This is a genomic window from Streptomyces sp. NPDC051963 (assembly GCF_044593495.1).
Taxonomy (GTDB): domain Bacteria; phylum Actinomycetota; class Actinomycetes; order Streptomycetales; family Streptomycetaceae; genus Streptomyces.
In genome coordinates this window covers 18005-40560 of record NZ_JBIUCC010000009.1, presented here as the reverse complement: position 1 = coordinate 40560, position 22556 = coordinate 18005, and the positions used below count along the sequence as shown (strand labels likewise).

The window sequence follows — 22556 nt, the reverse complement described above, 5'->3', positions numbered from 1 at the left end:
GAAGGTAAAGAGCGTCCGCTCATCCGTCCAATGCATGGAATCGGCATAATCGTTCCCATGCAGCATCAGCAGAGGTCACAGCCTCACCTGTCACCGTCCGGTGACGTAGAAGACATGGCGGAGATGTCGAGGTTGCTGGCTCCCCGCCTCGCCTATTTCGCCGGCGTCGCCCGCACCGAGCATGTGACCCGGGCCGCGCAGGAGATGAACGTCCCGCAGTCCACCCTCTCCCGCGCCATGGTCCGGCTCGAACAGGACCTGGGCGTCGACCTGTTCGCCCGCCGCGGCCGTACGGTCTCCCTGACTCCCGCCGGGCGCACCTTCCTCACCTCCGTCGAGCGTGCCCTCGCCGAGATCGAGCGCGCCGCCGACGAGGTGCGCGCCGACGCCGACCCGGCCGCGGGCAAGGTCGCCTTCGGGTTTCTGCACACCATGGGGTGGGAGACGGTTCCCGGGCTCATCAGCGCCTTCCGCGCCGACCATCCGAGGGTCCGCTTCAGCCTCGTCCAGAACTACGGCGAGGCGATGATCGAGCGCCTGCGGGCGGGGGAGTTGGACCTCTGTCTGACCTCGCCCGTCCCGGACGCGCCCGACCTCGTCGGCCGCCGCCTCGACGAGCAGAAGCTGCGCCTCGTCGTCCCGGCCGACCACCGCCTCGCCGCCCGCAAGCGCATCCGTCTCGCCGAGGCCGCCGACGAGGTCTTCGTGACCCTCGAACCCGGCTACGGGCTCCGCCGTATCACCGACGACGTGTGCAAGGAGGCCGGGTTCAAGCCGCGCATCGCCTTCGAGGGGGAGGAGGCGGAGACCCTCCGGGGGCTGGTCGCGGCGGGGCTGGGAGTGGCGCTGTTGCCACCGCCCGCCGTGGCCCGGCCGGGCGTCGTCGAGCTGACGGTCACCGCCCCGCGCGCAGTACGCGAGATCGGCGTCGCGTGGCTCGACGGCCACCCGGACACTCCGCCGGTGGCCGCCTTCAAAAGGTTCCTGCTCTCAAAAAGGGGCAACCTGCTCCCCACCTGAGCCCCAGCCGCCTTGGGGGCGCGGGGAACTGCGCGACCAGCCCCCACAGACCCGCAGCCCGAACACAACCGAAAGCCCCGAGCTCTACCGCCTCAAAGACCGCCCGAACCCAGCAGCCAACGGCATCCGAAGCCCCAGCGGCGGCGGAGCGGCAAACGCGTCCTCCACCGGCCGGGAGAACGCATGCCCGAACAGCGCGCCCATGACGAAGTCCGCGGAGAGGGAGAGGACTTCGTCGCGGTGCTGCTGCAACCCGTGGCGGTCGGAGTGGACTTCGAAGCGGCAGACGTCCCGGTTGGTCTTCTTCGCGCGCGCCGCGAGCCGGAAGGACAACTCGGGGTCGGTGCGCTCGTCGTTCGTGCCGTGCACGATCATCACCCGGCGCCCGGCGAGCTGCTTCACCGGTTCGGGGGGCGCGGCCATGTCCTCCTCGGGCAGCCAAGGGCCGAGCGCCAGCACGGAGTTGACGGCGTCGTGCCCGCCCGCGCGCAGCGCCGCCCGGCCGCCCATGTCGATGCCGGCGAGGCAGACGGGGACGTCGCCGTAGCGTCGTACGACCTCGCTGGCCGCCCAGGACGCGTCGCGGGCGAGATGGGCCTCGCTGCCGTTCCAGCCGCGGTAGCGGTAGTGCACGACGTGCGTCACCAGCCCCTGGACGCGGCCCGCTCGTGCCAGCCGGCGGCCCAACGCCCGTACGGACGCGGCCGCCAGCATCGGGGACGGCCTGCGGTCGGAGATCTCGTCGCCGCCGGGGAGCAGCAGCACCGCCCCGCTGACCGCCGTCTGCTCCGGGCCGAGCGCCCTCCCCAGCCGGGCCGTGCGAACCGGCGTCGCTTGCTGTGCCATGACAGAACAGTGTCAGAAGCAGCGGTGTACGCCACCCTTCGGCACGGTCACCGTTGCGTATCGACGGATTCGTACGACAGGCGCTCTACGCGCGTAGGAGTTAGAGTGCGGAAATGACGAGCGAGACTGACCCGATGGGAAACACTCCGAGCTCGGACCAGATCCGCCGGGCACCGAAGGTTCTGCTGCACGACCACCTCGACGGCGGGCTGCGCCCCGGCACGATCGTCGACCTCGCCCGGGCGTCGGGCTACTCCCAGCTCCCCGAGACCGACCCCGACAAGCTCGGCGACTGGTTCCGCGAGGCGGCCGACTCCGGGTCGCTGGAGCGGTACTTGGAGACCTTCTCGCACACCGTCGGCGTCATGCAGACCCGCGAGGCGCTCGTCCGGGTCGCCGCCGAGTGCGCGGAGGACCTCGCCGAGGACGGCGTCGTCTACGCGGAGGTGCGGTACGCGCCCGAGCAGCACCTCGAAGGCGGACTCACCCTCGAAGAGGTCGTCGAGGCCGTGAACGAGGGCTTCCGCGAGGGTGAGCGCATCGCCCACGCGAACGGCCGGCGCATCCGCGTCGGCGCCCTGCTCACCGCCATGCGGCACGCCGCCCGTGCCCTGGAGATCGCCGAACTCGCCAACCGGTACCGGGACTTGGGCGTCGTCGGTTTCGACATCGCCGGCGCCGAGGCCGGCTTCCCGCCCACCCGGCACCTCGATGCCTTCGAGTACCTCAAGCGCGAGAACAACCACTTCACCATCCATGCCGGCGAAGCCTTCGGGCTGCCGTCCATCTGGCAGGCCCTCCAGTGGTGCGGCGCCGACCGGCTCGGGCACGGGGTGCGCATCATCGACGACATCCAGGTGCAGGCCGACGGCTCGGTGAAGCTCGGGCGGCTCGCCTCGTACGTACGGGACAAGCGCATCCCGCTGGAACTGTGCCCCAGCTCCAACCTCCAGACCGGCGCCGCCGCCTCGTACGCCGAGCACCCGATCGGGCTGCTGAGGCGCCTGCATTTCCGGGCCACCGTGAATACCGACAATCGGCTGATGTCCCACACCAGTATGAGCCGTGAATTCGAGCACCTTGTCGAGGCATTCGGGTACACGCTCGACGACATGCAGTGGTTCTCGGTCAATGCTATGAAGTCAGCATTCATTCCTTTCGATGAACGACTGGCGATGATCAATGACGTCGTGAAACCCGGATATGCCGAGCTGAAGTCCGAATGGCTGTTTCGGCAGACCGCTTCCACCAGCGGTTCCACGGCATCCGAGGACTGATCGGCGGCTTCGGCGCACACGAAATGCGGACGGCATTCACAACCCGTCCGCATTTCGGTATTTGCAGTTGGCGGCATGGAATGTTTACGGTCGTGAACAATCCCGTCGACCCATTCAAGGACGCATTCACGATGAAGCAGTCTGCTGCCAAGACCCTCGGTGTCGCCGCTCTCGGTGCCGCCTTCGCCGCCGCCGGTGCCGGCTCCGCGAGCGCCGCCCCGGCCGTCGTCCCGGACGCCGGCTCGGTGCTGGAGACCGCCCGCCTGGCGAGCACGGCGCTCCCGGCGGAGCAGGTCACCCAGGCGCTGCCGGCCGGCGAGAAGGAGAAGCCCGCGGAGCAGTCGGCGGTGCTGATGCCCGTCCCGTCCCCCGCCTTCGCCGGCTGGGCCGTGGCCACCGGCCTCACCGCCCCCGTCGCCGGGCTGCTCGGCGGGCTGCCGGTGCAGGCCGTGCCCGTCATGGCGGTGCCGGTCGGCTGAACCCCGGCCTCGAAGCGCGCCGATGGGGCGCACCCCTTGATCGGGGGTGCGCCCCATCGGCGTTGTCACGCACGGGACTTACCAGGACGTGCGCGCCTTGTCCTCCGAGGGCAGGAAGATCCACAGACCTATGTAGAGCAGGAACTGCGGGCCCGGCAGCAGGCAGGAGAGCAGGAAGATCACACGCATCGTGGTCGCGGAGATGCCGAAGCGCCGTGCCAGCGCTGCGCACACTCCGCCGATCATGCGGCCGTTGGTGGGGCGGGCAAGGGCGGTCATTTCGGCTCCTTCGTGAGCGTCGGTACGAGGCCTCCGTCCGGGGGCCTCATCTGACATCAACGCTACGGAGCGGAAGGGGGCAAAGCGTCGCTCTACGGTGCGATCCCGACCCTGGGAATCGTCGGGGTCCGACCCTGAGTCGACTCCTCCTGGCGGACGGTCGTACGCCGCTTGCGCTCGGTCCTGCGGCGGAGCGCGTAGCGGCCCGCGGGGACCAGCGCCAGATGCGCGAGGGCCACGCCCACCGTGTTCAGCAGCAGCGAGTCGACGTCCACGACCTGACCCGGCACACCCGTCTGCAACAGCTCGATGCCGAGCGAGATCAGGGCGCCCGCGGCGACCGTACGGACCAGGGAGCCGAGCGGGGAGGCGAGGAGCCTGCCGTGGGCCAGCGGAAGCAGTACGCCCAGCGGTGCGAGCAGCCCGAGTCCCTCGCCGATGCGCCGGGCCGCCTCCGGCCAGCCGAGCGCCAGATCGGCCCTGATACCGGCGAACGGACGCAGATTGGCCGGCATCACCCAGGGCACGTCCAGGGGGCGCAGTGTGAGCCAGGCGACGAACGCGAGATGTGCGACGAGGAGGACACCTCCTGCCACACGGATGCGAATCGCGGCACCGCCGCCGATGGAGCCTTCACGCTGCACGCCCCCCTAGACGCGGGCCTCGGCACGATCGGTTCCGGAAACTCGACAGACAGGGGTGTGAGGCATACGCCACAGTGCCCCGACCGGGCTCAGCCGTCCGTGACCCCAGCCGACGGCGGCGCCTGAGTGCCCGGCCTCGAACGGACCTCGTCCGTGCATTCGTAGCGCTGCGGTGCCTCGGCGTCCGGGCCGCCGAGGATCACCGAGCCGTCGCCCTCGGCCGCGGCCGAGTCGGAGAACGTGCAGACGATCTGGGCGAGGGCGTAGGAGGTGAGGTCCTGGGGCCGGGTGCTCAGGCGCAGGGCGTCGTCGGGGTCGTCGGGGCGCGGGGCGTCGACGGTCATGCCGCCGCGCACGTCCGTGGTGTACCCGGCCTCCTTCTCGGCGGCCGACGGCGTCGCCGCCAGCTCGTCCAGGAGGCCCTGCGCCACCAGCACCCGCCGCGCGGAGCCCGCCGCACCGTCCGGCACGGGCACCTCACGGTCGACGGCCACCAGCGACGACCGGCACAGCAGGAAGACCTGCACCGGCAGCCCGCGCGAGGCCTGCTTCGAGGTGTCCGGCCCGGTCAGCGAGCACTGCACACGCGAGGGCGCGGGGCCGAAGTCCGTCGGCACCTCGGTGGCCCGGATCCCGCACCCGGCCAGCAGCACGGCGAGTACGGGAACGGCCGCCCATCGGCGTCCGGTCATCAGGCGTCCCCCTCGGCGCGCTTGCTGTCGTTCTCGTCGGTCTCCGGCGCCGTCAGCTCCGACCCGTCGCGCGGCAGCGACAGCGTGAACACCGCGCCGCCCTTGGGGGAGTTGGCGGCGGTGATCTCGCCGCCGTGGATGTGCGCGTTCTCCAGGGCGATGGACAGGCCGAGCCCGCTGCCCTCGGAGCGCGGCCGGGAGGCGCTCGCCTTGTAGAAGCGGTCGAAGACGTGCGGCAGGACGTCCTCGGGGATGCCGGGTCCGTGGTCGTGCACCTCGATGACGATGTCCTCGACCGCCTCGCGCACCGACACCCGCACCGGCGATCCGCCGTGCTTGAGCGCGTTGCCGATGAGGTTCGCCAGGATCACGTCCAGGCGGCGCGGGTCGAGCCGGGCGTGGATGCCGCGCTCGGCGTCCAGCTCCACCGCGTCCAGCCAGGCCCGCGCGTCCACACAGGCGGTGATCTGGTCCGCGAGATCGACGTCGTCCAGGACCAGCCGTGCGGTGCCCGCGTCGAAGCGGGTGACCTCCATCAGGTTCTCGACCAGGTCGTTCAGCCGCCGGGTCTCGCTGACGACGAGCCGTACGGCGGGCTCGATCATCGGGTCCATGGACCCGGTCTCCGCCTCCAGCTCCTCCTCCAGGATCTCCGTCACGGCGGTGATCGCGGTGAGTGGCGTACGGAGTTCATGGCTCATGTCCGCGACGAACCGCCGGGACGAGTCCTCCCGCGCGGCCATGTCGTCGACCCGCTTCTCCAGCGCCTCGGCGGCGTCGTTGAACGTCCTTGACAGGTCGGCCAGTTCATCGGTTCCGGAGACCCTGAGCCGGGTGTCCAGCTTGCCCTCGCCGAGCCGTCGGGCGGCGACACCGAGCCGGTGCACGGGCTTCAGTACGGTCGTGGCGGCGGCCTGCGCGAGCAGCGCGGAGCCGATCAGGGCGAGCCCGGTGGCGATACCCAGCGACCAGGCAAGGGAGTTGAGGTCCTTCGCCTCCGGCTCCAGCGACTTGAGCATGTAGCCGGTCGGCCCGCCGCCGATCACCTTGGTGCCGGCCACCAGATACGGGGTGTCGTGGTCGACCGTGCGCTGCCAGTACAGGTGGTACGCGTACTGGTTGTTCTCGTTGACCTCCTGCTGCTTGTTCACCGCCGTACGCAGCGACTTCGGCACGTCCTGAAGGGCGAAGCCGTCCAGGGCGCCGGAGTTGCCGTACACCGTCCTGCCGCTGTCGTCCTGGGCGACGAGCAGCACGCTGAAGCGCTGACTGCTGCTCGCCATCTGGCCCGCGATGTGCTGGAGTTCGTCCTGTGAGGGGTGCTCGGGCAGGGCGCCGGCGCGGTTCTGCATCTCCTGCTGGAAGTCGGCCAGCACGGCGTCCTGGGTGCGGGTGAGCACGGCCTCGCGGTTGAGCCAGTACGCGATCGCGGACGCGGACACGGCTGCGGTGAGCGCGACCAGACCGAAGACGACGACCAGCCGCAGCCGCAGACTGGTGAAGCGCAGCCCCGCAACCTGTCCCACCCGAGCCGCGGCCCAGCCGCGGAAGCCGCCTTGCGCTGGTGTCACTGAGGAGAGTCCAGCCGGTATCCGACCCCGCGCACCGTCCGGATCAGCGTCGGGGACGAGGGCACGTCCTCGACCTTGGCGCGCAGCCGCTGCACACAGGCGTCCACCAGCCGCGAGTCACCGAGGTAGTCGTGCTCCCACACCAGCCGCAGCAGCTGCTGCCGGGACAGCGCCTGGCCGGGCCGCCGGCTCAGTTCGAGCAGTAGCCGCAGCTCGGTCGGGGTGAGCTGAAGATCCTCGCCGTTCTTCGTCACGGTCATCGCCGCGCGGTCGATGACGAGGCTGCCGAACGTCGCCGCGTCGTTCGCCTCGCGCTCCCCGCGCCGCAGCACGGCCCGGATCCGGGCGTCGAGCACCCGTCCCTGCACGGGCTTGACGACGTAGTCGTCCGCACCGGACTCAAGACCGACCACCACATCGATGTCGTCACTGCGCGCGGTCAGCAGGATGATCGGCAGCTGGTCCGTGCGCCGGATGCGCCGGCACACCTCGAACCCGTCGATGCCGGGCAGCATCACGTCCAGCACGATCAGGTCCGGTCGTTGCTCGCGCAGGAGCTTCAGACCGTCCTCACCGGTGGCAGCGGTGGCAACCCGATGTCCCTGGCGCGTCAGTGACAGCTCCAGGGCCGTACGGATGGCGTCGTCGTCCTCGATCAGCAACAGGGAAGGCACGGGCTCATTCTGGCCCATGGTGGGGCGGGGTTTCGACACTTGTACGGCTCCGTGCACGTAGCGCTGTTTTCCGTGATCGGACTGTGAGGTGACTGAGGGGGACCCCTGTGACAGGTCTGTGACAGTCGACGGACACGGCCATGAAGTCGGCTCGGCAAGCTTTTGGGCACAGGCAAGGGAGCGAGGCCGAACAGGGCCGAGCGAGACCGAACACCGGGAAGTCCACGACGGGGGGCGCGAGATGAACACGCTGCACAGCACGAGCGCAAGCGCAGTTGTCACGCGTCTGCACGACGTGAACGGGGGCCGGGGTTCCGAGAAGTCCGGTGCCGTGAACGGGCGGGGGTGCGTTCGCGGCACCGGGCGTCAGCACACCGGATACATGACGGTGGTTGACGGTTTCACGGGGGAACCGCACGGGGGAACCGCGTACAGGGAGGACACGGGGGAGCGTCGCTCGCTGTCGGAGGTGGAGTTCACCGCCTACGTCCAGGAGCGCCGCGCCTCCCTGTACGCAACCGCCTACCACCTCACCGGCGACCGCTTCGAGGCCGAGGACCTGCTCCAGAGCGCGCTGTTCTCGACGTACAAGGCCTGGGACCGGATCAGTGACAAGGCGGCGGTCGGCGGATACCTCCGCCGCACCATGACCAATCTGCACATCAGCGCCTGGCGGCGCCGCAAGCTGAACGAGTACCCGACCGAGGAACTGCCGGAGACGCCCGGCGACACGGACGCGATGCGCGGCACCGAACTGCGCGCGGTCCTGTGGCAGGCGCTGGCCCGGCTGCCCGAACTCCAGCGCACGATGCTGGTCCTCCGCTACTACGAGGGCCGCACCGACCCGGAGATCGCGGAGATCCTCGACATCAGTGTCGGCACGGTGAAGTCCAGCATCTGGCGGTCACTCCGCCGGCTGCGCGACGACGAGGTCCTGAGCTTCGGCCGTGACGAGGAGGAGTCCTTCGGCGAGCTTGTCGCCTGAAGGTCTGGGGGGACGCACGGGGGAAGTACGGGGGAGCGGTACCGGGGGGACCAACGGGGTCACGGGGGACAACGGGGGTAGCACCACGGGGGGAAGCACAAAGGGAGCGGGACTGGAGGGCCGGGGGGTCCGTCCAGTCCCGCTTCTGCGTGTGGTCAGCGAACCGTCGCGAGGATCGCCTCGCCGGGGGTGTCGCCGACCGCGATGACCTCGGTGGGATCCGTCCCCTGGACCGAGTACGCGGTGGTCCTCCGCGCGGGCACGGCGTCCTCGTCGTCCCCGGTGTCGTTGCACACCGGGATCGTCGCGGTGCCCAGTCTCTCGCCGACCGCGAAGTCGCCGCTGCCGGTGCCCAGATACTCGCGATCCCCGTACTGCACCAGATACGCGCAGGAGGCGTCCCCCGAGGACCCCGTGCCCGTGGAGCATCCGACGGCGGAGGCGAGCAGTACGGCCGTCACGAGCAGCCGTCGGCCGATCCGGAGAGCAGTTGTCATGGGCGTCCCTTCCGAGCGCGGGTCTTCGGACCTACGACGGAGAGGGCGCCGTGTTCGTTCGTGCCGGGCGGCGGCCCGCGGCGGCTGCGGCGAGGCGGCTCAGGGCCTCTTCCTTGTCGCAGGCGTACGCGCCCAGCGCGGTCTGGCGGGCCACGATGGAGCGCTCGGCGCGCATCAGCCGCCAGCCGCGGCGCAGGAGGAAGGGGACCGACTTGCGGCCCTCCTTCAGGTCCCGCAGGAAACGGCGGCGGAAGGTCCTGACCGGTCCGCGGCTCAGACACAGCGCGTCGGCCAGGACGCCCAGCTCACGGCAGCGCGTGACGATCTCGGCGGCGAAGATGCCCTCCGCGATGAACAGCGGGGTGCGCCCGATGTCGACGCCCTCCTCGCCGGTGCGGGCGCTGAGGGAGATGTCGTAGACGGGGACGTTCGTACGGCCCGTGCGGCACAGCTCCACGATGGCGGCCACGGCCGTGTCCGCGTCCCACGAGTCGGGATGGTCCCAGTCGATGTCGGAGCTCCCGAGGACCTGCGGCAGCGTCGGGTCGTCGCCCTCCTTGTAGAAGTCGTCGAGCCGCAGCACCGGAAGGCCGGAGCGGGCCGCGAGGAGGGACTTGCCGGAGCCGGAAGGGCCGCAGAGCAGCACGACTCGCGTCGGTATGGGTGGCTGGGGACTCACGGGACACCAGTGTGCGGCATTCACCTGGTGTTCATCGACCCCGCGGGCGGGCTTTGCAGCGTGCGTCGCACCACAGAGCCGCGCTCGCCCTGGACGGAGGAGCGTTCCCGCCTTGTACCGCCGGGGATCGGACTCACGAACGGGTGATCTCAACGCAATCGCAGCCGTCGCGGTGGCGGACGTCAGTACGCTCGCGCCGAATCGACGGCCAACTGGCCGCTCCTGTGCTGCGAGGTCCCTGATTTGAGCGCTTCTGCCCCCTCACGCATCACGAGACTGCGGAGCCGTGTCCGTGCGAGCGCCCGTCGGCCGGTCACGAAGAGAATCCTTGAGGGTTCCGCGCTCGCGGTCGTTGCCACCACCACAAGTGTGCTGGCCGGCTGGCTGCCGAATCCGTTGGAGCAGGCGCCCGCGGCGGAGCTGACCGTCGAGGTGGCTGACGTGCGAGAACTGGCGGTGGAGCACACCGAGACGTCCTCGGCCACGGGTGAGCAGACCGGCAAGTATCCGCTCAGGACCCCGGCGGTCGCGGTCACCCTCAAGAACGGCGGCGACCTCGCGGCCGTGATCACCGAGGCGCGGATCACCTTCAAGCAAGTCCGCAGGCTGGACCCGTGCGACGCCGTCGGCGGTGACCTCGCGGTCACGGGTACGTACACCTACAGCGTCCCCTCGAACGTCACCGCCGGCGCCCGGGAGACCGTGCCGGTGCGCTTTGAGGTGAAACCACGGCGGGGGGACACGCTCGCCATCACCTTCGGCACCGAGGAACCGATCTATCACTCCAGCCCGGTATGGCTCTACCGCGTGACCCTTGAGCTCAAGGAGTCCGACGCCGAGGGGTTCATCCCGGTGCCGGGGGAATTTTCGCTGGCTTCGAACTCCGACATGCTCGGTGAGTTCGCGGACCGGAAATGCCGGGACTCGATTGTCAACGACTTCATGGCGGGGCGGAAAGCGGGCGACAGCGGTGTGACGCCGACGCTACGGGAGTTGTAGGCGAAGACCCGTGCCCGGTCCGAAGACTGATCCGGAGAATCTGGGAGTCGATCATGGACGCATCAGCGGGGCGCAGGCAGCCGGAGCGTAGGATCCCGCGGCGCGCCTTTCTGCACGGCGCGGCAGTACTCGGAGGAGTCGGTGGAGGACTGCTCTGGCGCGAGCGGAGCGACGCACCCGAGACGCCTGACGACCCGAAGATTCTTGAGCCGCCGCCCAGTTCACCAAGCCCGTCAGGGACTGCCGCTCCACCCAGAACGAGGTCCTGGCCGATTCCCCGGCCGGTGAACCACGAGGCAGTCGTGCACGTCGGCACATCCTTGTTCATCACGCAGGTGGGCGGGAACATCTGGGCCTACGACGCCCGGACCGGTGCCGAGAAGTGGCGCTTCAGGCCGACCGGCCTCGGCACCCGATGGGCCGGCGATCCGCATGCCGGTGCGTTTGACACCGTGCAGCAGGATCCACCGGTCACCGCCGGGAAGCTCCTGTTCACCTCCCTGTACTGGCGTACTGACGAAGCGTCGCCTCAGGACGGCCCGGACGCCGGAGTCGTCATGGCCCTGGACGCGGACACGGGCCGCGAGGTGTGGCGCCGGAAGGTCGGACATCCCGCGGATCTGGCGGTCGGCGGAGACCTGCTGCTGATCAAACCCAGGCCCGGCGGGCTGGGAACACAGACCGACGTCCTGCATGCCGTCGAGCTGGAGACCGGTGCGGAGGTATGGGAGTTCTCGCACCCCACCCATGACATCCAGAGCTTTCTTCCGCACCGCGACGCGGTGGTCGTCTCCCGCATGGGAGGAGCCCTGGCGACGGGTCTGCGGCCCGGCACCGGCAGGGCGATGTGGCATCGCGACGCGCGGGACGGTCTCTCCGGGACCCCTTTTCAGATCTCCGGCGAAGTCGCTCTGTTTTTCGGCTGGTCGATCGGCGACCCCAACGATCCCGGGTCCAGCACCGCCGTCCATGTGAGTTGTGCGGTGGCGGCAACGGGCAGGATCCTCTGGCAGCGTGATCTTCCACGGTCCAGTCAGGACAAACCCTTCGTCCACGAGGGCATCGTGATCCTGCATGCCGACGGACAGGTCATCGCGCTGGACCTCACCAGCGGCGTGACGAAATGGACCTACCAGCTTCCGGCGTACGGATACCCGGTCGCCCTGCGAGTGGCGGATGGGCTGGTCCTCACCCGGGACACCTCTGACGACCCGCTGATCTCGGAGATCAATACGGGGACGGGGAAAGATCCCTCGCACTCGCGGATCGTCGCGCTCGCCACCGGGAGCGGAAAGAAGCAGTGGGATCTCGAAGTGCCAGGCTGGCCGCTTGAGGCGATCGCCGTGAAGGACGGGATCGCGGTGCTTCTCTCCACTGAACTCTCCCTGCGAGCCGTGGACATCAGGCGAGGGAGGAAGCTGTGGGAGAAGTCCGGAGCCGAAAGCGCTGAAGTGGACGGCGAGTTCGTCCGGATCGAAGGTGAAGAGCTCGACCTCGTGCATCTCTGCACAGGGGCGACTGTGCGTGGATGACCGATGCCTATAGGGAGCCGTCCTTGACGCCGTCGACGAACGGCTGCCAGGCCGTGACGTCCAGTATCAGGACGGGGCCGGTTGTTGTGTGCTTGCCGTCGCGGACCGGGACGGTGCCGGGGAAGTCGTCGCTGACTTCGACGCAGGCCTCTCCCTGTTCGCCACCGCTGTAAGAGGACTTGCGCCAGCGGGCGGTGATCAGATCCGGGGTGACTCGCATGGCTCGTATGACTCCATCGTTGCTTCAATCAGAGCCGCGGACTCTCGCGGAGAGAGGGCCCAGGCCTTCATCAGATCGTAGTTCCGCACACGCCGCATGACCATCTCCCGGTCGTCGAAGGCCTCTCCGTGCCCAGGAACTTCCTGGTACAGGGTGGTGGAGTTGTCCGGCAGCGTGAGTAGGATGAGCGTGCCGCTCATCAGAGCGCACGCGCCCAGGGCGAACGGGGCGACCTGGATAGTTGTGTGGCTCGTGTGCACCAGCGGCAGCAGTGCCGCGAGCTGTTCGCGCATTACCGCCGGGCCGCCCACGGCCTGCCGCAGCGTCGCCTCGCCGAGAATCCACCAGCACTCCGGCGGATTGTCTCCCCGAAGCACCTCCTGACGGCTCAGGCGGGCCTCCACCAAGCCGTCGATCTCCTTGGCGGTCATTCCCGGCTCGCCCACTTCGAACAGCGCGCGCATGTATGCCTTCGTCTGGAGCAGACCGGGGATGAAGGTCGCGCTGAACTCCTGGATCCGCGCCGCTTTCGCCTCCAACTCCAAGCAGTGATCAAACCGCCTCGGCGTACGTTCCCGCTTCACCGTCCCCCACAGCCCCTGGAACAACTCCCCCGTCCCAAAAGCCGCGTCCAACTTCTCCGAGATCGGCGGCAGTGGCAGTCGCTCCCCCGTCTCCACCCCGTGCAGGTGCGTCTTGCTGTAGTTGACGATGTCCGAGAGCCGGTCCAACGAGAGCCCGGCGGCCAGGCGTTGGCGGCGCAGCTCCACGCCGTACAGGTCTCGGGCGGAGCGGGCGGGGTCGAGGTCGTGGGCGGGCTGGGTCATTTGGGTGTCCCTTCTGTTCCCTGTCCCGGGAGGGGACGTCGGCGCCGTGTCCACGGTAGTTGCGGTCGGTGACAGTGTGGGCGCGAACCGTGAAGACGGGCAGGTGGCGGGCGTTCCGTAAGTCGGTTCGGAACACCGTCACCCTGGTCGATCGCCGTCGCTCACCAGGACGCTGAGGATGTGAACAGCGAGAAGCCGCAGCAGCCACCCTCGACGCCCCGACCCGGTCGCGCCGACCTGGAGAGGACCCGCCTTCCGGTCGGTCAACTCGCCCAGGACACGCGGATGGAGAGACCCGGGATCGTCATGGACCACCAGGACGGGCTCGTGTGGCTGCGCCCCGAGGGCGGCGGCATGGAGTGGACGGCGCGGCCCGGTGACGTGCAGCCGCTGCGAGTCCGTGAGCAGGCGGAGGCGTTGCTGTGGGCCCGGGTGGCCGACGCCAACGCCCGGAGCCGGGGCGAGGTGTTGTGAGCCCGTGAGGGGTGCAGCCAGGTTTTCGCTGTATGTAGTGTGCGGAATTGACAAGGAGCGAGCGGCTCGCGGAGCAGCTGGACTGGTACTGGCGCAAGAACCTGCGGCCGCGGCTGGACGGTCTTACCGATGAGGAGTACTTCTGGGAGCCGGTGCGAGGCTGCTGGAGCATTCGCCCACGTGGCACGTCGGCCGCACCGATGTCTGAGGGTTCGGGAGAGTGGACGATGGACTCCGCGTCCCGTGACCTGGTGCCGACGCCGGCGCCGGTGACCACGATTGCCTGGCGGCTGGCGCACATCATCGTCTCGTGCCTGGGTTATCGGGTCGGATGGTACTTCGGCGGCCAGGACGTGGACTCCCGGACATTCGCCTACGCGGGGACCGCTGAAGAGGCGCTGAAACAGCTCGATGAGATGTACGGGAGATGGAACGAGGGGGTCCGAGAGCTCTCGGACGCCGACCTGGAGAATCCGCCCGCGGTGGGTCCCGAGCGGTTTCCCATGGAGAACAGGGTCCTGCACGTCAACAGGGAGCTGATCCATCACGGCGCCGAGATTTCCCTGCTGCGCGACCTCTACCGCTGGCAGGACGGAAGTGAAGTGAAGCGCCGCGCCTCCCCCGGACGGTGGGGAAGCGCGGCGCTCCGGTCTGTTGTGGCCGTCAGTACGACGAGCCCGACGCTCCCAGTGAACCCGTCGGGTGCCAGACCGTCTTCGTCTCCAGGAACGCCGTCAGGCGGTCCGTGCCCGGTGTCTCGGTGTAATCCACAGGCTGTGGACGCAGGACGCGCTTGAGGTTGTCGGCGGCCGCGATCTCCAGTTCCTTCGCGAGGTCGTCGTCGGCGCCGGCGCCCGCGAGGTCGATCGCGTTGACGTCCTGGTGAGAGGCGAGCGGCGCCGCGAGCTCCGCCGTACGGCCGGACAGGACGTTGACGACACCGCCCGGCAGGTCGGAGGTGGCCAGGACCTCGCCCAGCGACAGGGCGGGCAGCGGGGACTTCTCCGACGCCACCACGATCGCCGTGTTGCCCGTCGCGATCACCGGGGCGAGCACGGACACCAGACCCAGGAACGACGACTCCTGCGGGGCCAGGACCGCGACCACGCCCGTCGGCTCGGGAGAGGACAGGTTGAAGTAGGGGCCCGCGACCGGGTTGCCGCCGCCGACCACCTGGGCGATCTTGTCGGTCCAGCCCGCGTACCAGACCCAGCGGTCGATCGTCGCGTCGACGACCACGGCCGCCTTCGACTTCGACAGGCCATCGGCGTCCGCCACTTCACGCGTGAACTGGTCGCGGCGGCCCTCCAGCATCTCGGCGACGCGGTAGAGGATCTGGCCGCGGTTGTAGGCCGTGGCGCCGGACCAGGCGCCGAACGCCTTGCGGGCGGCGACCACCGCGTCACGGGCGTCCTTGCGGGAGGAGAGCGGCGCGTTGGCGAGCCACTTGCCCTTCGAGTCCGTCACCTCGTACACCCGGCCGCTCTCGGAACGCGGGAACTTCCCGCCGACGTACAGCTTGTAGGTCTTGAAGACGCTCAAACGGTCAGACATCGAGGTACGCCTCCAGGCCGTGGCGACCGCCCTCGCGGCCGAAGCCCGACTCCTTGTAGCCGCCGAAGGGCGAGGTCGGGTCGAACTTGTTGAACGTGTTGGACCAGATCACGCCCGCGCGCAGCTTGCCCGCCACGGCGAGGATCCGCGAACCCTTCTCCGTCCAGATGCCCGCGGAGAGGCCGTACGGAGTGTTGTTGGCCTTGGCGACGGCCTCGTCCGGGGTGCGGAAGGTGAGGACGGACAGCACCGGGCCGAAGATCTCGTCCCGGGCGACGGTGTGGGCCTGGGTGACGTTCGTGAAGAGCGTCGGCGCGAACCAGTAGCCGGAGGAGGGGATGTCGCACGGCGCGGACCAGCGCTCGGCGCCCTCCGCCTCGCCCTGTTCGACGAGCGAGGTGATGCGCGAGAGCTGCTCGGCGGAGTTGATCGCTCCGATGTCCGTGTTCTTGTCCAGCGGGTCGCCGAGACGCAGCGTCGACAGCCGGCGCTTGAGGGAGTCCAGCAGCTCGTCCTGGATCGACTCCTGCACCAGCAGCCGGCTGCCCGCGCAGCACACCTGGCCCTGGTTGAAGAAGATGCCGTTGACGATCCCTTCCACCGCTTGGTCGATCGGGGCGTCGTCGAAGACGATGTTCGCGCCCTTGCCGCCGAGTTCGAGGGTGAGCTTCTTCGTCGAGCCGGCGACCGTGCGGGCGATCTCCTTGCCGACGGCGGTGGAGCCGGTGAAGGCCACCTTGTTCACGTCCGGGTGGGCGACGAGAGCGGCGCCCGTGTCGCCGTATCCCGGAAGGATGTTGACGACGCCCTTCGGGAGGCCCGCCTGCCGGCAGATGTCCGCGAAGAAGAGGGCGCTCAGCGGCGTGGTCTCCGCCGGCTTCAGCACGACGGTGTTGCCTGTCGCCAGCGCCGGGGCGATCTTCCACGCCAGCATCAGCAGCGGGAAGTTCCAGGGGATGACCTGGCCGGCGACGCCCAGCGGCCGCGGTGCGGCGCCGCTGTGCCCATTTGTCGTCCTCCGGCCGAACCCGGCGTGCTCCAGCTTGTCGGCCCAGCCCGCGTAGTAGAAGAAGTGCGCGGCTACGAGGGGCAGGTCGGCGTCCCTCGTCTCCTTGATGGGCTTGCCGTTGTCCAGGGTTTCCAGGACGGCGAGCTCGCGGGCGCGTTCCTGAATGATGCGGGCGATGCGGAAGAGGTACTTCGCGCGCTCGGAGCCGGGCAGCGCGGACCACTTCTCGAAGGCCTTGCGGGCGGCCTTCACCGCGCGGTCGACGTCCTCGGAACCGGCCTGGGCGATCTCGGAGAGGACCTCTTCGGTGGAGGGGCTGACGGTCTTGAAGACCTTGCCTTCGGCCGCCTCGGTGAACTCGCCGTCGATGAACAGCCCGTAGGAGGGCGCGATGTCGACGATCGCGCGGGACTCGGGGGCCGGTGCGTACTCAAAAGCCATGATGGATCAGTCCACCGTCACGTAGTCGGGACCGGAGTAGCGGCCGGTGGCCAGCTTCTGGCGCTGCATCAGCAGGTCGTTCAGAAGCGAGGACGCGCCGAAGCGGAACCAGTGGTTGTCCAGCCAGTCCGGGCCGGCGGTTTCGTTGACCACGACCAGGAACTTGATCGCGTCCTTGGAGGTGCGGATGCCGCCGGCCGGCTTCACGCCCACCTGCACGCCGGTCTGGGCACGGAAGTCGCGCACGGCCTCCAGCATGAGGAGCGTGTTCGCCGGAGTGGCGTTGACGGCGACCTTGCCGGTCGACGTCTTGATGAAGTCGGCGCCGGCGAGCATGCCGAGCCAGCTCGCGCGCCGGATGTTGTCGTACGTCGACAGCTCGCCGGTCTCGAAGATGACCTTCAGCCGGGCGCTCGCCCCGCAGGCCTCCTTCACGGCGACGATCTCCTCGTACACCTTCATGTAGTTGCCCGCGAGGAAGGCGCCGCGGTCGATGACCATGTCGATCTCGTCGGCGCCGGCGGCGACGGCGTCGCGGACGTCGGCCAGCTTGACGCCGAGCGCCGCACGGCCCGCCGGGAACGCGGTGGCGACCGAGGCGACCTTGACCGTGGAGCCGGCGACGGCCTCCTTCGCGGTGGCCACCATGTCCGGGTAGACACAGACGGCGGCCGTGGCGGGGGCCGTACGGTCGGTCGGGTCGGGGCGGACCGCCTTGGCGCCGAGCGCCCGGACCTTGCCCGGGGTGTCCGCGCCTTCCAGCGTCGTCAGGTCGACCATCGAGATGGCCAGATCGATGGCGTACGCCTTGGCGGTCGTCTTGATCGAACGGGTCCCCAGCGAGGCGGCACGCGCCTCCAGGCCGACCCCGTCGACGCCGGGCAGCCCGTGAAGGAACCGACGCAGCGTGCTCTCGGAGGCCGCCACGTCCGTGAGGGTGTGTGCAGTGGTGGGCATGGTCACCAGACGAGCATATCTACGCGCGTAGCGGCTGTACACCCCGAGAAAGGCTTCCTTCCAGCAGACGCCCCCGGCCCCACCCGAGGAAGGGTCCCTTCCAGACGGCGGACCCTGGTCCCACCGAAGGGGCGCGGGGAACTGCGCGACCAGCCACGACGAGACCCGCACTCGCGCGATGGCGGCTGTCCACCCCCGAGGCGGGGTTCCTTCCAGCAGGCGGGTCCTGGTCCCACCCAAGGGGCGCGGGGAACTGCGCGCCCAGCCACGACGAGACCCGCACTCGCGCGATGGCGGCTGCCCACCCCCGAGGCGGGGTTCCTTCCAGCAGGCGGGCCCTGGTCCCACTCAAGGGGCGCGGGGAACTGCGCGCCTTGCCACGACGAGACCCGCACTCGCGCGATAGCGGCTGTCCACCCCGAGGAAGGGCGCCCTCCAGGCGGTGGGCCCTGGTCCCACCCAAGGGGCGCGGGGAACTGCGCGACCAGCCACGACGAGACCCGCACTCGCGCACACCACAGGCCCCCCACGACGAAACGGCGCCCCGGCCAAGCCCGCCGCAGGCATACGGCAGAATCGGGGCATGACCACGCCGGACCCCCAGCCCCCGACCCCCCCGTCCCCGGGCCCCGAGTACAAGGACCGCGTCTTCAGGTCCTCCGGCGGCATCGCCGGCGGCGTCCTCCTGCTCGGCCTCATCGCCTGGCTCGGCATCGACGCCCTGGTCCAGGGCGACGGCAGCACCCCCTGGCTGGCGCTCGCGGCGATGATCCTCGTCGTGCCGCTGATCGTCGCCTTCACCGTGCGCCCCGCGGTGTACGTGAACGAGGACCGGCTGCGCATCCGCAACCCCTTCCGCGTGATCGTGCTGCCCTGGGGGCAGGTCGCCTCGCTGCGCTCCGGCTACTCCAACGAGGTCGTCGACCGCTCCGGCGCCAAGTTCCAGCTCTGGGCCATCCCGGTCTCACTGCGCGCCCGCAAGAAGGCGGCCCGGCAGGAGGCCAGGGCGATGGCACACGGCGAGGACTCCACCCGAGGCATCACGCGGGGCGGCTCCGCGCCGGCCGGCCCGACCAGGGCGGCGAGCGACCAGGCCATGGACGACCTGCGCGAGTTGCAGGAGGCACGGGCGACGGCGGAGAGCGCACAGGGCGAGACCGTCGCGCGCTGGGCGTACGAGATCGTGGGCCCCGCGGCCGCCGGAGCGGTGCTGCTGGCGATTCTGCTGGCGGTGGGCTGACCCCTCCGGCTCTCCGCCCCCCCACGTGGTCCGAGTGTCTGGGAAGTGATGAGCACGACGAGTCAGGGACAGCCCCTTCCGCTGCCCGCCACCGCCCTGCCCGACGGCTGTCCCGACTGGGACGGCGAGCAGGCGCGCCGCTGGACACAGGCGTTTCCGCCGCGCTGGGTTCCGGTGCGGCCGGGGGAACGGTCGGCTGCGGCGACGGTCGTGGCCGGTCTGCTGGTCGCCGGCTCGCTGGCCGTGGGGGCGGAGCTGCACCCCTGGGTCGCCGCCGTGGTGGCACTCCATGTCGTCTGGGTACTGGTGCGGCCCGAGGTCGTACGGTTCTCCGCGCCCGCCCTGATCGTCCTCGTCCCACTGCTGGGACTGCCGTACGGCGTGGCGGTGCCGCTCGTCCTGGCCGTCGTACTGATCTGGGCGGCCGCGCTGGCCCGGATGGCCGGGCGGAGACGGCAGCGGCGGGCGGCCCGCGCGGCGGCCGGGGAAGTCACCGCGGTACTGCCGGACACGGACGGGCCGCTGAAGCGCGGCTGGTTTCTCGCCGGGGCGGGGCTCGTGCTGATCGTCCTCGGTGCCGTACCGGCCGGTCTCGGCGGTCACTTCGACCTGGCCGAGGACCGGCAGGCCGTACCCGCCCTCGGCTGGTACGTGGCCGGCCTCGGCGCCACCGTGCTGCTCTCCGGTGTGCTGGGCAGAAGGCGGGCCGCTCGTCTGCGCGGGGTGCCGGTGCCGGTACTGCGGGTGCTGGTGCGGGAGAACGCGGATGCGGACACGGAGGTCTTCGCGGCCGACGACGTGACGGCGCTGCGCCCGCTGTTCACCGTCGCCGTATCGGAGGCGGACGACGATCAGGACGACGATTCCGACGATGACGACGACGGCTGTCAGGACGACGGCGATGACGACGACGAAGACCTGATCGCGCTCCTCGAACGGCTCGAGAGCGACCAGCCCGGCCCCCTCCGTGAAGCCGTCCTCCACGGCCTGCCCCACGACGGCGCCGAAGTCGCCCTCGTCAGCGCCGCCGAGGAGCCCGGTGAGCCTCCCGTGACGGAGTGGTCGACCGGGCCCGTGCGGCTCGTGACGCCCCGCGCGCTACGGCGTCGGCTCGCGAAGGCGAAGCGCACCGAGGCGTACGCCGAGCGCGGGCGGGCGGCCGCCGCGGCCGTCGGTGCGGGCGCGGAGGCCGGGGCGGTACGGCGATGGCGTGCGGGCCGGCTCGACGTTCTCGTCGTCTCCGTGCTGGTGCTGTGGGGTTACTACGGCATCCACGGTGAGAGCGGTGCGTTCCGGTACGTCATCGGCGGCATCCTCGGCCTCATCGGCGCCCTCCTGCTGCCGGTCATGGTCGCCTGGCGCATCACCGCCGACGCCGAGGGGCTGTGGTTCAACGGTCTCAGAAGGACACACCACATCGCCTGGGACCACATCCGGGTCGTCCGGTGCAAGGGCACGGAGTTCACGGTGGACAGCTACCGGGTCTCCTTCCCGCGCTGGACCGTGCACACGCCGCGTTGGCCGTGGCTGGAGCGGAGGCTCGGGCTGGTCCATCCCTATGAGCGGACGGCCGCCGAGATCAGCGCGATGTGGCAGGATCCGGCGCTACGCCCGACCGGTGCGGGCGGGGCCCGGCAGCTCGGGCTGCCGCTGTGGCCGCTGGCCGTGGTGCTGGGCGCGGGGTGGGCGGCCGTGCTGACGCTGTTGCCGTGAACGGCCGGTCACGAGTGCCCATAGGGTCACTTGGGCCCCCAAGTGACCCTATGGGAGCGGTTCCGACCGGTATTGGCAACGTTGTCCCGGACGCTCAGCGAGCGCTTTCTCGCTATCTGTCCTAGGGGTTACCTAGGGGATACTTCAACATGAAGCGTGCGACCGGCAGTTGCTTTTGTCCGTTCGCGTTCACAGGCGTCTCAGTAGATTGCTACTGCCGTCCATAGCGCCGTACCTGCGGATTTTCTCGCCTCGTGACAGAGCACCGTGGGTTTCACTCTTCGACGGGCGGTGGGGGTGGGGAAATGGATCGGTCCGGCGGGGCGGCAAGACCTGCCGTCGCGGTCGTGGGAATGAGATGTCAGATCGACATCAATGGAGAGGGGGGTTTCGGCTGGCGGCTTGTGGCGCCCAACGGGCGTTCGGTCGCTGTGTCGTTGACCTCGCACGATTCGCACGCGCGGTGCAGGGACGCGTTCGTCCGGCTCTGTGCGCGGCACGCCGAGACGGGCGGTGGCATCCAGCACAGCACGGAGGGCGGCTGGGTGTGGGTGATCTGGGACCGCGCCGGCAAGCATCTGGCGGGCTCCGCGCGCACCTACGAACGCCACGCCACCTGCCGCTCCTCCTACGACCGGTTCCGCGCGATGCTGCCCGAGCTGGGCCACGCGGGACCGGAGTTATGGGGCGAGACATGAGCGGTCCGGCGTAGGGCCGGTCCGGCGGATCAGGCCGGACAGGGCCCGAAGTTGCCCCCAGGGAACCGCTCGTTCACCTTTCAGGATGGGCATGTCAACCGATGGCACGGAGTGTCTGAAACGTGCCTTCGCTGAGAAGAACCAGACAGCCGCAGCCCGTGACCGTGACGGCGGGCGTCGGCGACATCGACGTACCGAGACGGCTCTACGCCGATCCCGGGCTGCCCGACCGGGTGTTCCGTATGGTGTTGCGGTCCGGCGGCGGCTTTGTGCTCGCCGTGATGCTGCTGGTGGGCGGCTTCCTGTTGTACCGGGCGTGGCTGGCGCTGGACAAGGCCGGCTGGTCGTTCCTCACCACCGCCGAATGGGCGCCGGGCAGCGGGGAGTTCGGGATCGCGGCCGTGCTCGTCGGCACCGTCCTCATCGCGACCGTCGCGGTGCTGGTGGCCGTGCCGCTGGCCACCGGCGCGGCCCTGTACATCTCCGAGTACGCCCCGCCGCGGCTGCGCCGGACGCTGATCAGCGTCGTCGACCTGATGGCCGCGGTGCCGTCCGTGGTCTACGGCCTGTGGGGGCTGTTCTTCCTCCAGGACAAGATCCTGCCCACGGCCCGCTGGATCTCCGCGTACTTCGGCTGGATCCCCGTCTTCGACGTACGGGGCGCCGATCCGAACGACCCGCTCGCGCCCGAGAGCATCTACACGTCCTCGACGTTCATCGCGGGGCTCGTCGTCGGCATGATGATCGCGCCCATCATCTGCTCGATCATGCGCGAGGTCTTCTCCCAGGCGCCCGCCGGTGAACGGGAAGGCGCCTACGCGCTCGGCGCGACCCGCTGGGGCATGATCCGCAGCGTCGTCATCCCGTTCGGCAAGGGCGGCATGATCGGCGGCACGATGCTCGGGCTCGGCCGCGCGCTGGGCGAGACGATCGCCGTCTTCATGATCATCTCGGTGACCTTCGAGGTCCAGTGGCATGTCCTCCAGTCCGGCACCAGCTCGGTCTCGTCGCTGATCGCGCTGCGCTACGGCGAGGCGAGCGAGTTCAGCATGTCCGCGCTGATGGCGGCCGGTTTCGCGCTGTTCGTCATGACGCTGATCGTCAACTTCGCGGCCTCCACCATCGTCGCCCGTTCCCGATCGGGCGCGTCCAGCGACGCCTGACGCTCCGCTGGGGGTGCGCCGAAGTGCCGTCTGCCGTCTGTCGTCCGCACGCCGTCGTGGCTGGTCGCTCCCGCACGGCGGAGCCG

General features: G+C 69.8%; 24 protein-coding genes and 1 pseudogene. 12 read left to right on the top strand and 13 right to left on the bottom strand.

Translation table 11 applies throughout. The annotated features are described in order from the left end of the window. Positions 1 to 57 precede the first annotated feature (57 nt). A complete protein-coding gene (locus ACIHFB_RS34585; RefSeq protein ID WP_365287820.1) occupies positions 58 to 1020 on the top strand; it encodes a LysR substrate-binding domain-containing protein in 963 nt (320 codons plus the stop codon). A gap of 84 nt (positions 1021 to 1104) precedes the next feature. On the opposite strand, the gene ACIHFB_RS34580 is transcribed toward ACIHFB_RS34585, so the two are convergent. Next, positions 1105 to 1866, bottom strand: a complete 762-nt coding sequence (locus tag ACIHFB_RS34580; protein ID WP_365287822.1) for a prolyl oligopeptidase family serine peptidase — start codon at positions 1864 to 1866, stop codon at positions 1105 to 1107. A gap of 113 nt (positions 1867 to 1979) precedes the next feature. On the opposite strand from ACIHFB_RS34580, the gene ACIHFB_RS34575 reads away from it, so the two are divergent. Together ACIHFB_RS34575 and ACIHFB_RS34570 are read left to right on the top strand one after the other, a co-directional pair. After that, on the top strand, positions 1980 to 3143 hold the full coding sequence (locus tag ACIHFB_RS34575; RefSeq protein WP_365287824.1) for an adenosine deaminase: 1164 nt from the start codon (positions 1980 to 1982) through the stop codon (positions 3141 to 3143). 131 nt (positions 3144 to 3274) lie between these two features. Then, a complete protein-coding gene (locus ACIHFB_RS34570) occupies positions 3275 to 3622 on the top strand; it encodes an ATP-binding protein (protein WP_365287826.1) in 348 nt (115 codons plus the stop codon). A gap of 78 nt (positions 3623 to 3700) precedes the next feature. Here the strand turns inward: ACIHFB_RS34570 and ACIHFB_RS34565 are convergent, their stop codons facing one another. The 5 genes from ACIHFB_RS34565 to afsQ1 form a co-directional block, all read right to left on the bottom strand. Continuing rightward, positions 3701 to 3901 (bottom strand): PspC domain-containing protein, encoded by a 201-nt coding sequence (locus tag ACIHFB_RS34565; RefSeq protein ID WP_365287828.1) that lies wholly within the window; start codon positions 3899 to 3901, stop codon positions 3701 to 3703. 92 nt (positions 3902 to 3993) lie between these two features. Further along, positions 3994 to 4545 (bottom strand): VanZ family protein, encoded by a 552-nt coding sequence (locus ACIHFB_RS34560; RefSeq protein WP_365287830.1) that lies wholly within the window; start codon positions 4543 to 4545, stop codon positions 3994 to 3996. A gap of 89 nt (positions 4546 to 4634) precedes the next feature. Next, complete coding sequence (locus ACIHFB_RS34555; RefSeq protein WP_365287832.1) at positions 4635 to 5237, bottom strand: hypothetical protein; 603 nt, start codon at positions 5235 to 5237, stop codon at positions 4635 to 4637. Further along, positions 5237 to 6808 carry an ATP-binding protein gene (locus ACIHFB_RS34550; protein WP_400128990.1) on the bottom strand — a complete coding sequence of 524 codons (1572 nt, stop codon included), beginning with the start codon at positions 6806 to 6808 and terminating at the stop codon, positions 5237 to 5239. Before ACIHFB_RS34550 ends, ACIHFB_RS34555 begins: the two co-directional genes overlap by 1 nt. After that, a complete protein-coding gene (gene afsQ1 / locus ACIHFB_RS34545) occupies positions 6805 to 7482 on the bottom strand; it encodes a two-component system response regulator AfsQ1 (protein WP_055611283.1) in 678 nt (225 codons plus the stop codon). The genes ACIHFB_RS34550 and afsQ1 overlap by 4 nt, the downstream gene beginning before the upstream one ends. 241 nt (positions 7483 to 7723) lie before the next feature. Between afsQ1 and ACIHFB_RS34540 the strand changes: the two genes are divergently transcribed. Continuing rightward, the gene (locus tag ACIHFB_RS34540; RefSeq protein ID WP_365287836.1) at positions 7724 to 8467 is read left to right on the top strand and encodes a SigE family RNA polymerase sigma factor; all 744 of its coding nucleotides are present in this window, start codon (positions 7724 to 7726) and stop codon (positions 8465 to 8467) included. A 155-nt stretch (positions 8468 to 8622) separates the two neighbouring features. Here the strand turns inward: ACIHFB_RS34540 and ACIHFB_RS34535 are convergent, their stop codons facing one another. Both ACIHFB_RS34535 and ACIHFB_RS34530 read right to left on the bottom strand, forming a co-directional pair. After that, positions 8623 to 8964 (bottom strand): DUF6281 family protein, encoded by a 342-nt coding sequence (locus ACIHFB_RS34535; protein WP_400128989.1) that lies wholly within the window; start codon positions 8962 to 8964, stop codon positions 8623 to 8625. Positions 8965 to 8995: 31 nt separating this feature from the next. Next, complete coding sequence (locus ACIHFB_RS34530; protein ID WP_400128988.1) at positions 8996 to 9667, bottom strand: uridine kinase; 672 nt, start codon at positions 9665 to 9667, stop codon at positions 8996 to 8998. A gap of 345 nt (positions 9668 to 10012) precedes the next feature. On the opposite strand from ACIHFB_RS34530, the gene ACIHFB_RS34525 reads away from it, so the two are divergent. Both ACIHFB_RS34525 and ACIHFB_RS34520 read left to right on the top strand, forming a co-directional pair. Continuing rightward, positions 10013 to 10642 (top strand): hypothetical protein, encoded by a 630-nt coding sequence (locus ACIHFB_RS34525; RefSeq protein ID WP_400128987.1) that lies wholly within the window; start codon positions 10013 to 10015, stop codon positions 10640 to 10642. Between the two features lie 53 nt (positions 10643 to 10695). Then, positions 10696 to 12174 carry a PQQ-binding-like beta-propeller repeat protein gene (locus tag ACIHFB_RS34520; RefSeq protein ID WP_400128986.1) on the top strand — a complete coding sequence of 493 codons (1479 nt, stop codon included), beginning with the start codon at positions 10696 to 10698 and terminating at the stop codon, positions 12172 to 12174. A 7-nt stretch (positions 12175 to 12181) separates the two neighbouring features. Here the strand turns inward: ACIHFB_RS34520 and ACIHFB_RS34515 are convergent, their stop codons facing one another. Together ACIHFB_RS34515 and ACIHFB_RS34510 are read right to left on the bottom strand one after the other, a co-directional pair. Beyond that, positions 12182 to 12394 (bottom strand): DUF397 domain-containing protein, encoded by a 213-nt coding sequence (locus tag ACIHFB_RS34515; RefSeq protein WP_365287846.1) that lies wholly within the window; start codon positions 12392 to 12394, stop codon positions 12182 to 12184. After that, positions 12373 to 13221, bottom strand: coding sequence for a helix-turn-helix transcriptional regulator (locus tag ACIHFB_RS34510; RefSeq protein ID WP_365287848.1), 849 nt, complete (start codon positions 13219 to 13221; stop codon positions 12373 to 12375). The genes ACIHFB_RS34515 and ACIHFB_RS34510 overlap by 22 nt, the downstream gene beginning before the upstream one ends. Positions 13222 to 13401: 180 nt before the next feature. On the opposite strand from ACIHFB_RS34510, the gene ACIHFB_RS34505 reads away from it, so the two are divergent. Then, a complete protein-coding gene (locus ACIHFB_RS34505) occupies positions 13402 to 13695 on the top strand; it encodes a hypothetical protein (RefSeq protein WP_400128985.1) in 294 nt (97 codons plus the stop codon). 47 nt (positions 13696 to 13742) lie between these two features. Beyond that, a pseudogene (locus tag ACIHFB_RS34500) lies at positions 13743 to 14306 on the top strand (DinB family protein); the annotation flags it as partial. A gap of 52 nt (positions 14307 to 14358) precedes the next feature. On the opposite strand, the gene ACIHFB_RS34495 reads toward ACIHFB_RS34500, so the two are convergent. From ACIHFB_RS34495 to deoC, 3 genes are read right to left on the bottom strand one after another with little or no spacing between them, the layout of a single operon-like run. After that, positions 14359 to 15249 (bottom strand): aldehyde dehydrogenase family protein, encoded by an 891-nt coding sequence (locus tag ACIHFB_RS34495; RefSeq protein WP_400128984.1) that lies wholly within the window; start codon positions 15247 to 15249, stop codon positions 14359 to 14361. Further along, positions 15242 to 16699 carry an aldehyde dehydrogenase family protein gene (locus ACIHFB_RS34490; RefSeq protein WP_400128983.1) on the bottom strand — a complete coding sequence of 486 codons (1458 nt, stop codon included), beginning with the start codon at positions 16697 to 16699 and terminating at the stop codon, positions 15242 to 15244. Before ACIHFB_RS34490 ends, ACIHFB_RS34495 begins: the two co-directional genes overlap by 8 nt. A 6-nt stretch (positions 16700 to 16705) precedes the next feature. Further along, positions 16706 to 17662, bottom strand: a complete 957-nt coding sequence (deoC, locus tag ACIHFB_RS34485) for a deoxyribose-phosphate aldolase (protein WP_400128982.1) — start codon at positions 17660 to 17662, stop codon at positions 16706 to 16708. A gap of 577 nt (positions 17663 to 18239) precedes the next feature. On the opposite strand from deoC, the gene ACIHFB_RS34480 reads away from it, so the two are divergent. The 4 genes from ACIHFB_RS34480 (at position 18240) to pstC (ending at position 22470) form a co-directional block, all read left to right on the top strand. Next, a complete protein-coding gene (locus ACIHFB_RS34480) occupies positions 18240 to 18896 on the top strand; it encodes a PH domain-containing protein (RefSeq protein WP_365287860.1) in 657 nt (218 codons plus the stop codon). 48 nt (positions 18897 to 18944) lie between these two features. Further along, complete coding sequence (locus tag ACIHFB_RS34475) at positions 18945 to 20609, top strand: hypothetical protein (protein WP_400128981.1); 1665 nt, start codon at positions 18945 to 18947, stop codon at positions 20607 to 20609. 437 nt (positions 20610 to 21046) lie between these two features. Then, complete coding sequence (locus tag ACIHFB_RS34470; RefSeq protein ID WP_365287864.1) at positions 21047 to 21307, top strand: hypothetical protein; 261 nt, start codon at positions 21047 to 21049, stop codon at positions 21305 to 21307. Positions 21308 to 21465: 158 nt separating this feature from the next. Next, positions 21466 to 22470 carry a phosphate ABC transporter permease subunit PstC gene (gene pstC / locus ACIHFB_RS34465; protein WP_365287866.1) on the top strand — a complete coding sequence of 335 codons (1005 nt, stop codon included), beginning with the start codon at positions 21466 to 21468 and terminating at the stop codon, positions 22468 to 22470. Positions 22471 to 22556 lie beyond the last annotated feature (86 nt).

Bases quoted from the DNA above. Each gene is read 5' to 3' on its own strand.
- ACIHFB_RS34570 (WP_365287826.1), top strand. From the start codon at position 3,275: ATGAAGCAGTCTGCTGCCAAGACCCTCGGTGTCGCCGCTCTCGGTGCC.
- ACIHFB_RS34540 (WP_365287836.1), top strand. From the start codon at position 7,724: ATGAACACGCTGCACAGCACGAGCGCAAGCGCAGTTGTCACGCGTCTG.
- ACIHFB_RS34555 (WP_365287832.1), bottom strand. From the start codon at position 5,237: ATGACCGGACGCCGATGGGCGGCCGTTCCCGTACTCGCCGTGCTGCTG.
- ACIHFB_RS34490 (WP_400128983.1), bottom strand. From the start codon at position 16,699: ATGGCTTTTGAGTACGCACCGGCCCCCGAGTCCCGCGCGATCGTCGAC.
- ACIHFB_RS34510 (WP_365287848.1), bottom strand. From the start codon at position 13,221: ATGACCCAGCCCGCCCACGACCTCGACCCCGCCCGCTCCGCCCGAGAC.
- ACIHFB_RS34515 (WP_365287846.1), bottom strand. From the start codon at position 12,394: ATGCGAGTCACCCCGGATCTGATCACCGCCCGCTGGCGCAAGTCCTCT.
- ACIHFB_RS34480 (WP_365287860.1), top strand. From the start codon at position 18,240: ATGACCACGCCGGACCCCCAGCCCCCGACCCCCCCGTCCCCGGGCCCC.
- ACIHFB_RS34495 (WP_400128984.1), bottom strand. From the start codon at position 15,249: ATGTCTGACCGTTTGAGCGTCTTCAAGACCTACAAGCTGTACGTCGGC.
- ACIHFB_RS34520 (WP_400128986.1), top strand. From the start codon at position 10,696: ATGGACGCATCAGCGGGGCGCAGGCAGCCGGAGCGTAGGATCCCGCGG.
- ACIHFB_RS34580 (WP_365287822.1), bottom strand. From the start codon at position 1,866: ATGGCACAGCAAGCGACGCCGGTTCGCACGGCCCGGCTGGGGAGGGCG.
- ACIHFB_RS34535 (WP_400128989.1), bottom strand. From the start codon at position 8,964: ATGACAACTGCTCTCCGGATCGGCCGACGGCTGCTCGTGACGGCCGTA.
- ACIHFB_RS34475 (WP_400128981.1), top strand. From the start codon at position 18,945: ATGAGCACGACGAGTCAGGGACAGCCCCTTCCGCTGCCCGCCACCGCC.
- ACIHFB_RS34575 (WP_365287824.1), top strand. From the start codon at position 1,980: ATGACGAGCGAGACTGACCCGATGGGAAACACTCCGAGCTCGGACCAG.
- ACIHFB_RS34585 (WP_365287820.1), top strand. From the start codon at position 58: ATGCAGCATCAGCAGAGGTCACAGCCTCACCTGTCACCGTCCGGTGAC.
- ACIHFB_RS34565 (WP_365287828.1), bottom strand. From the start codon at position 3,901: ATGACCGCCCTTGCCCGCCCCACCAACGGCCGCATGATCGGCGGAGTG.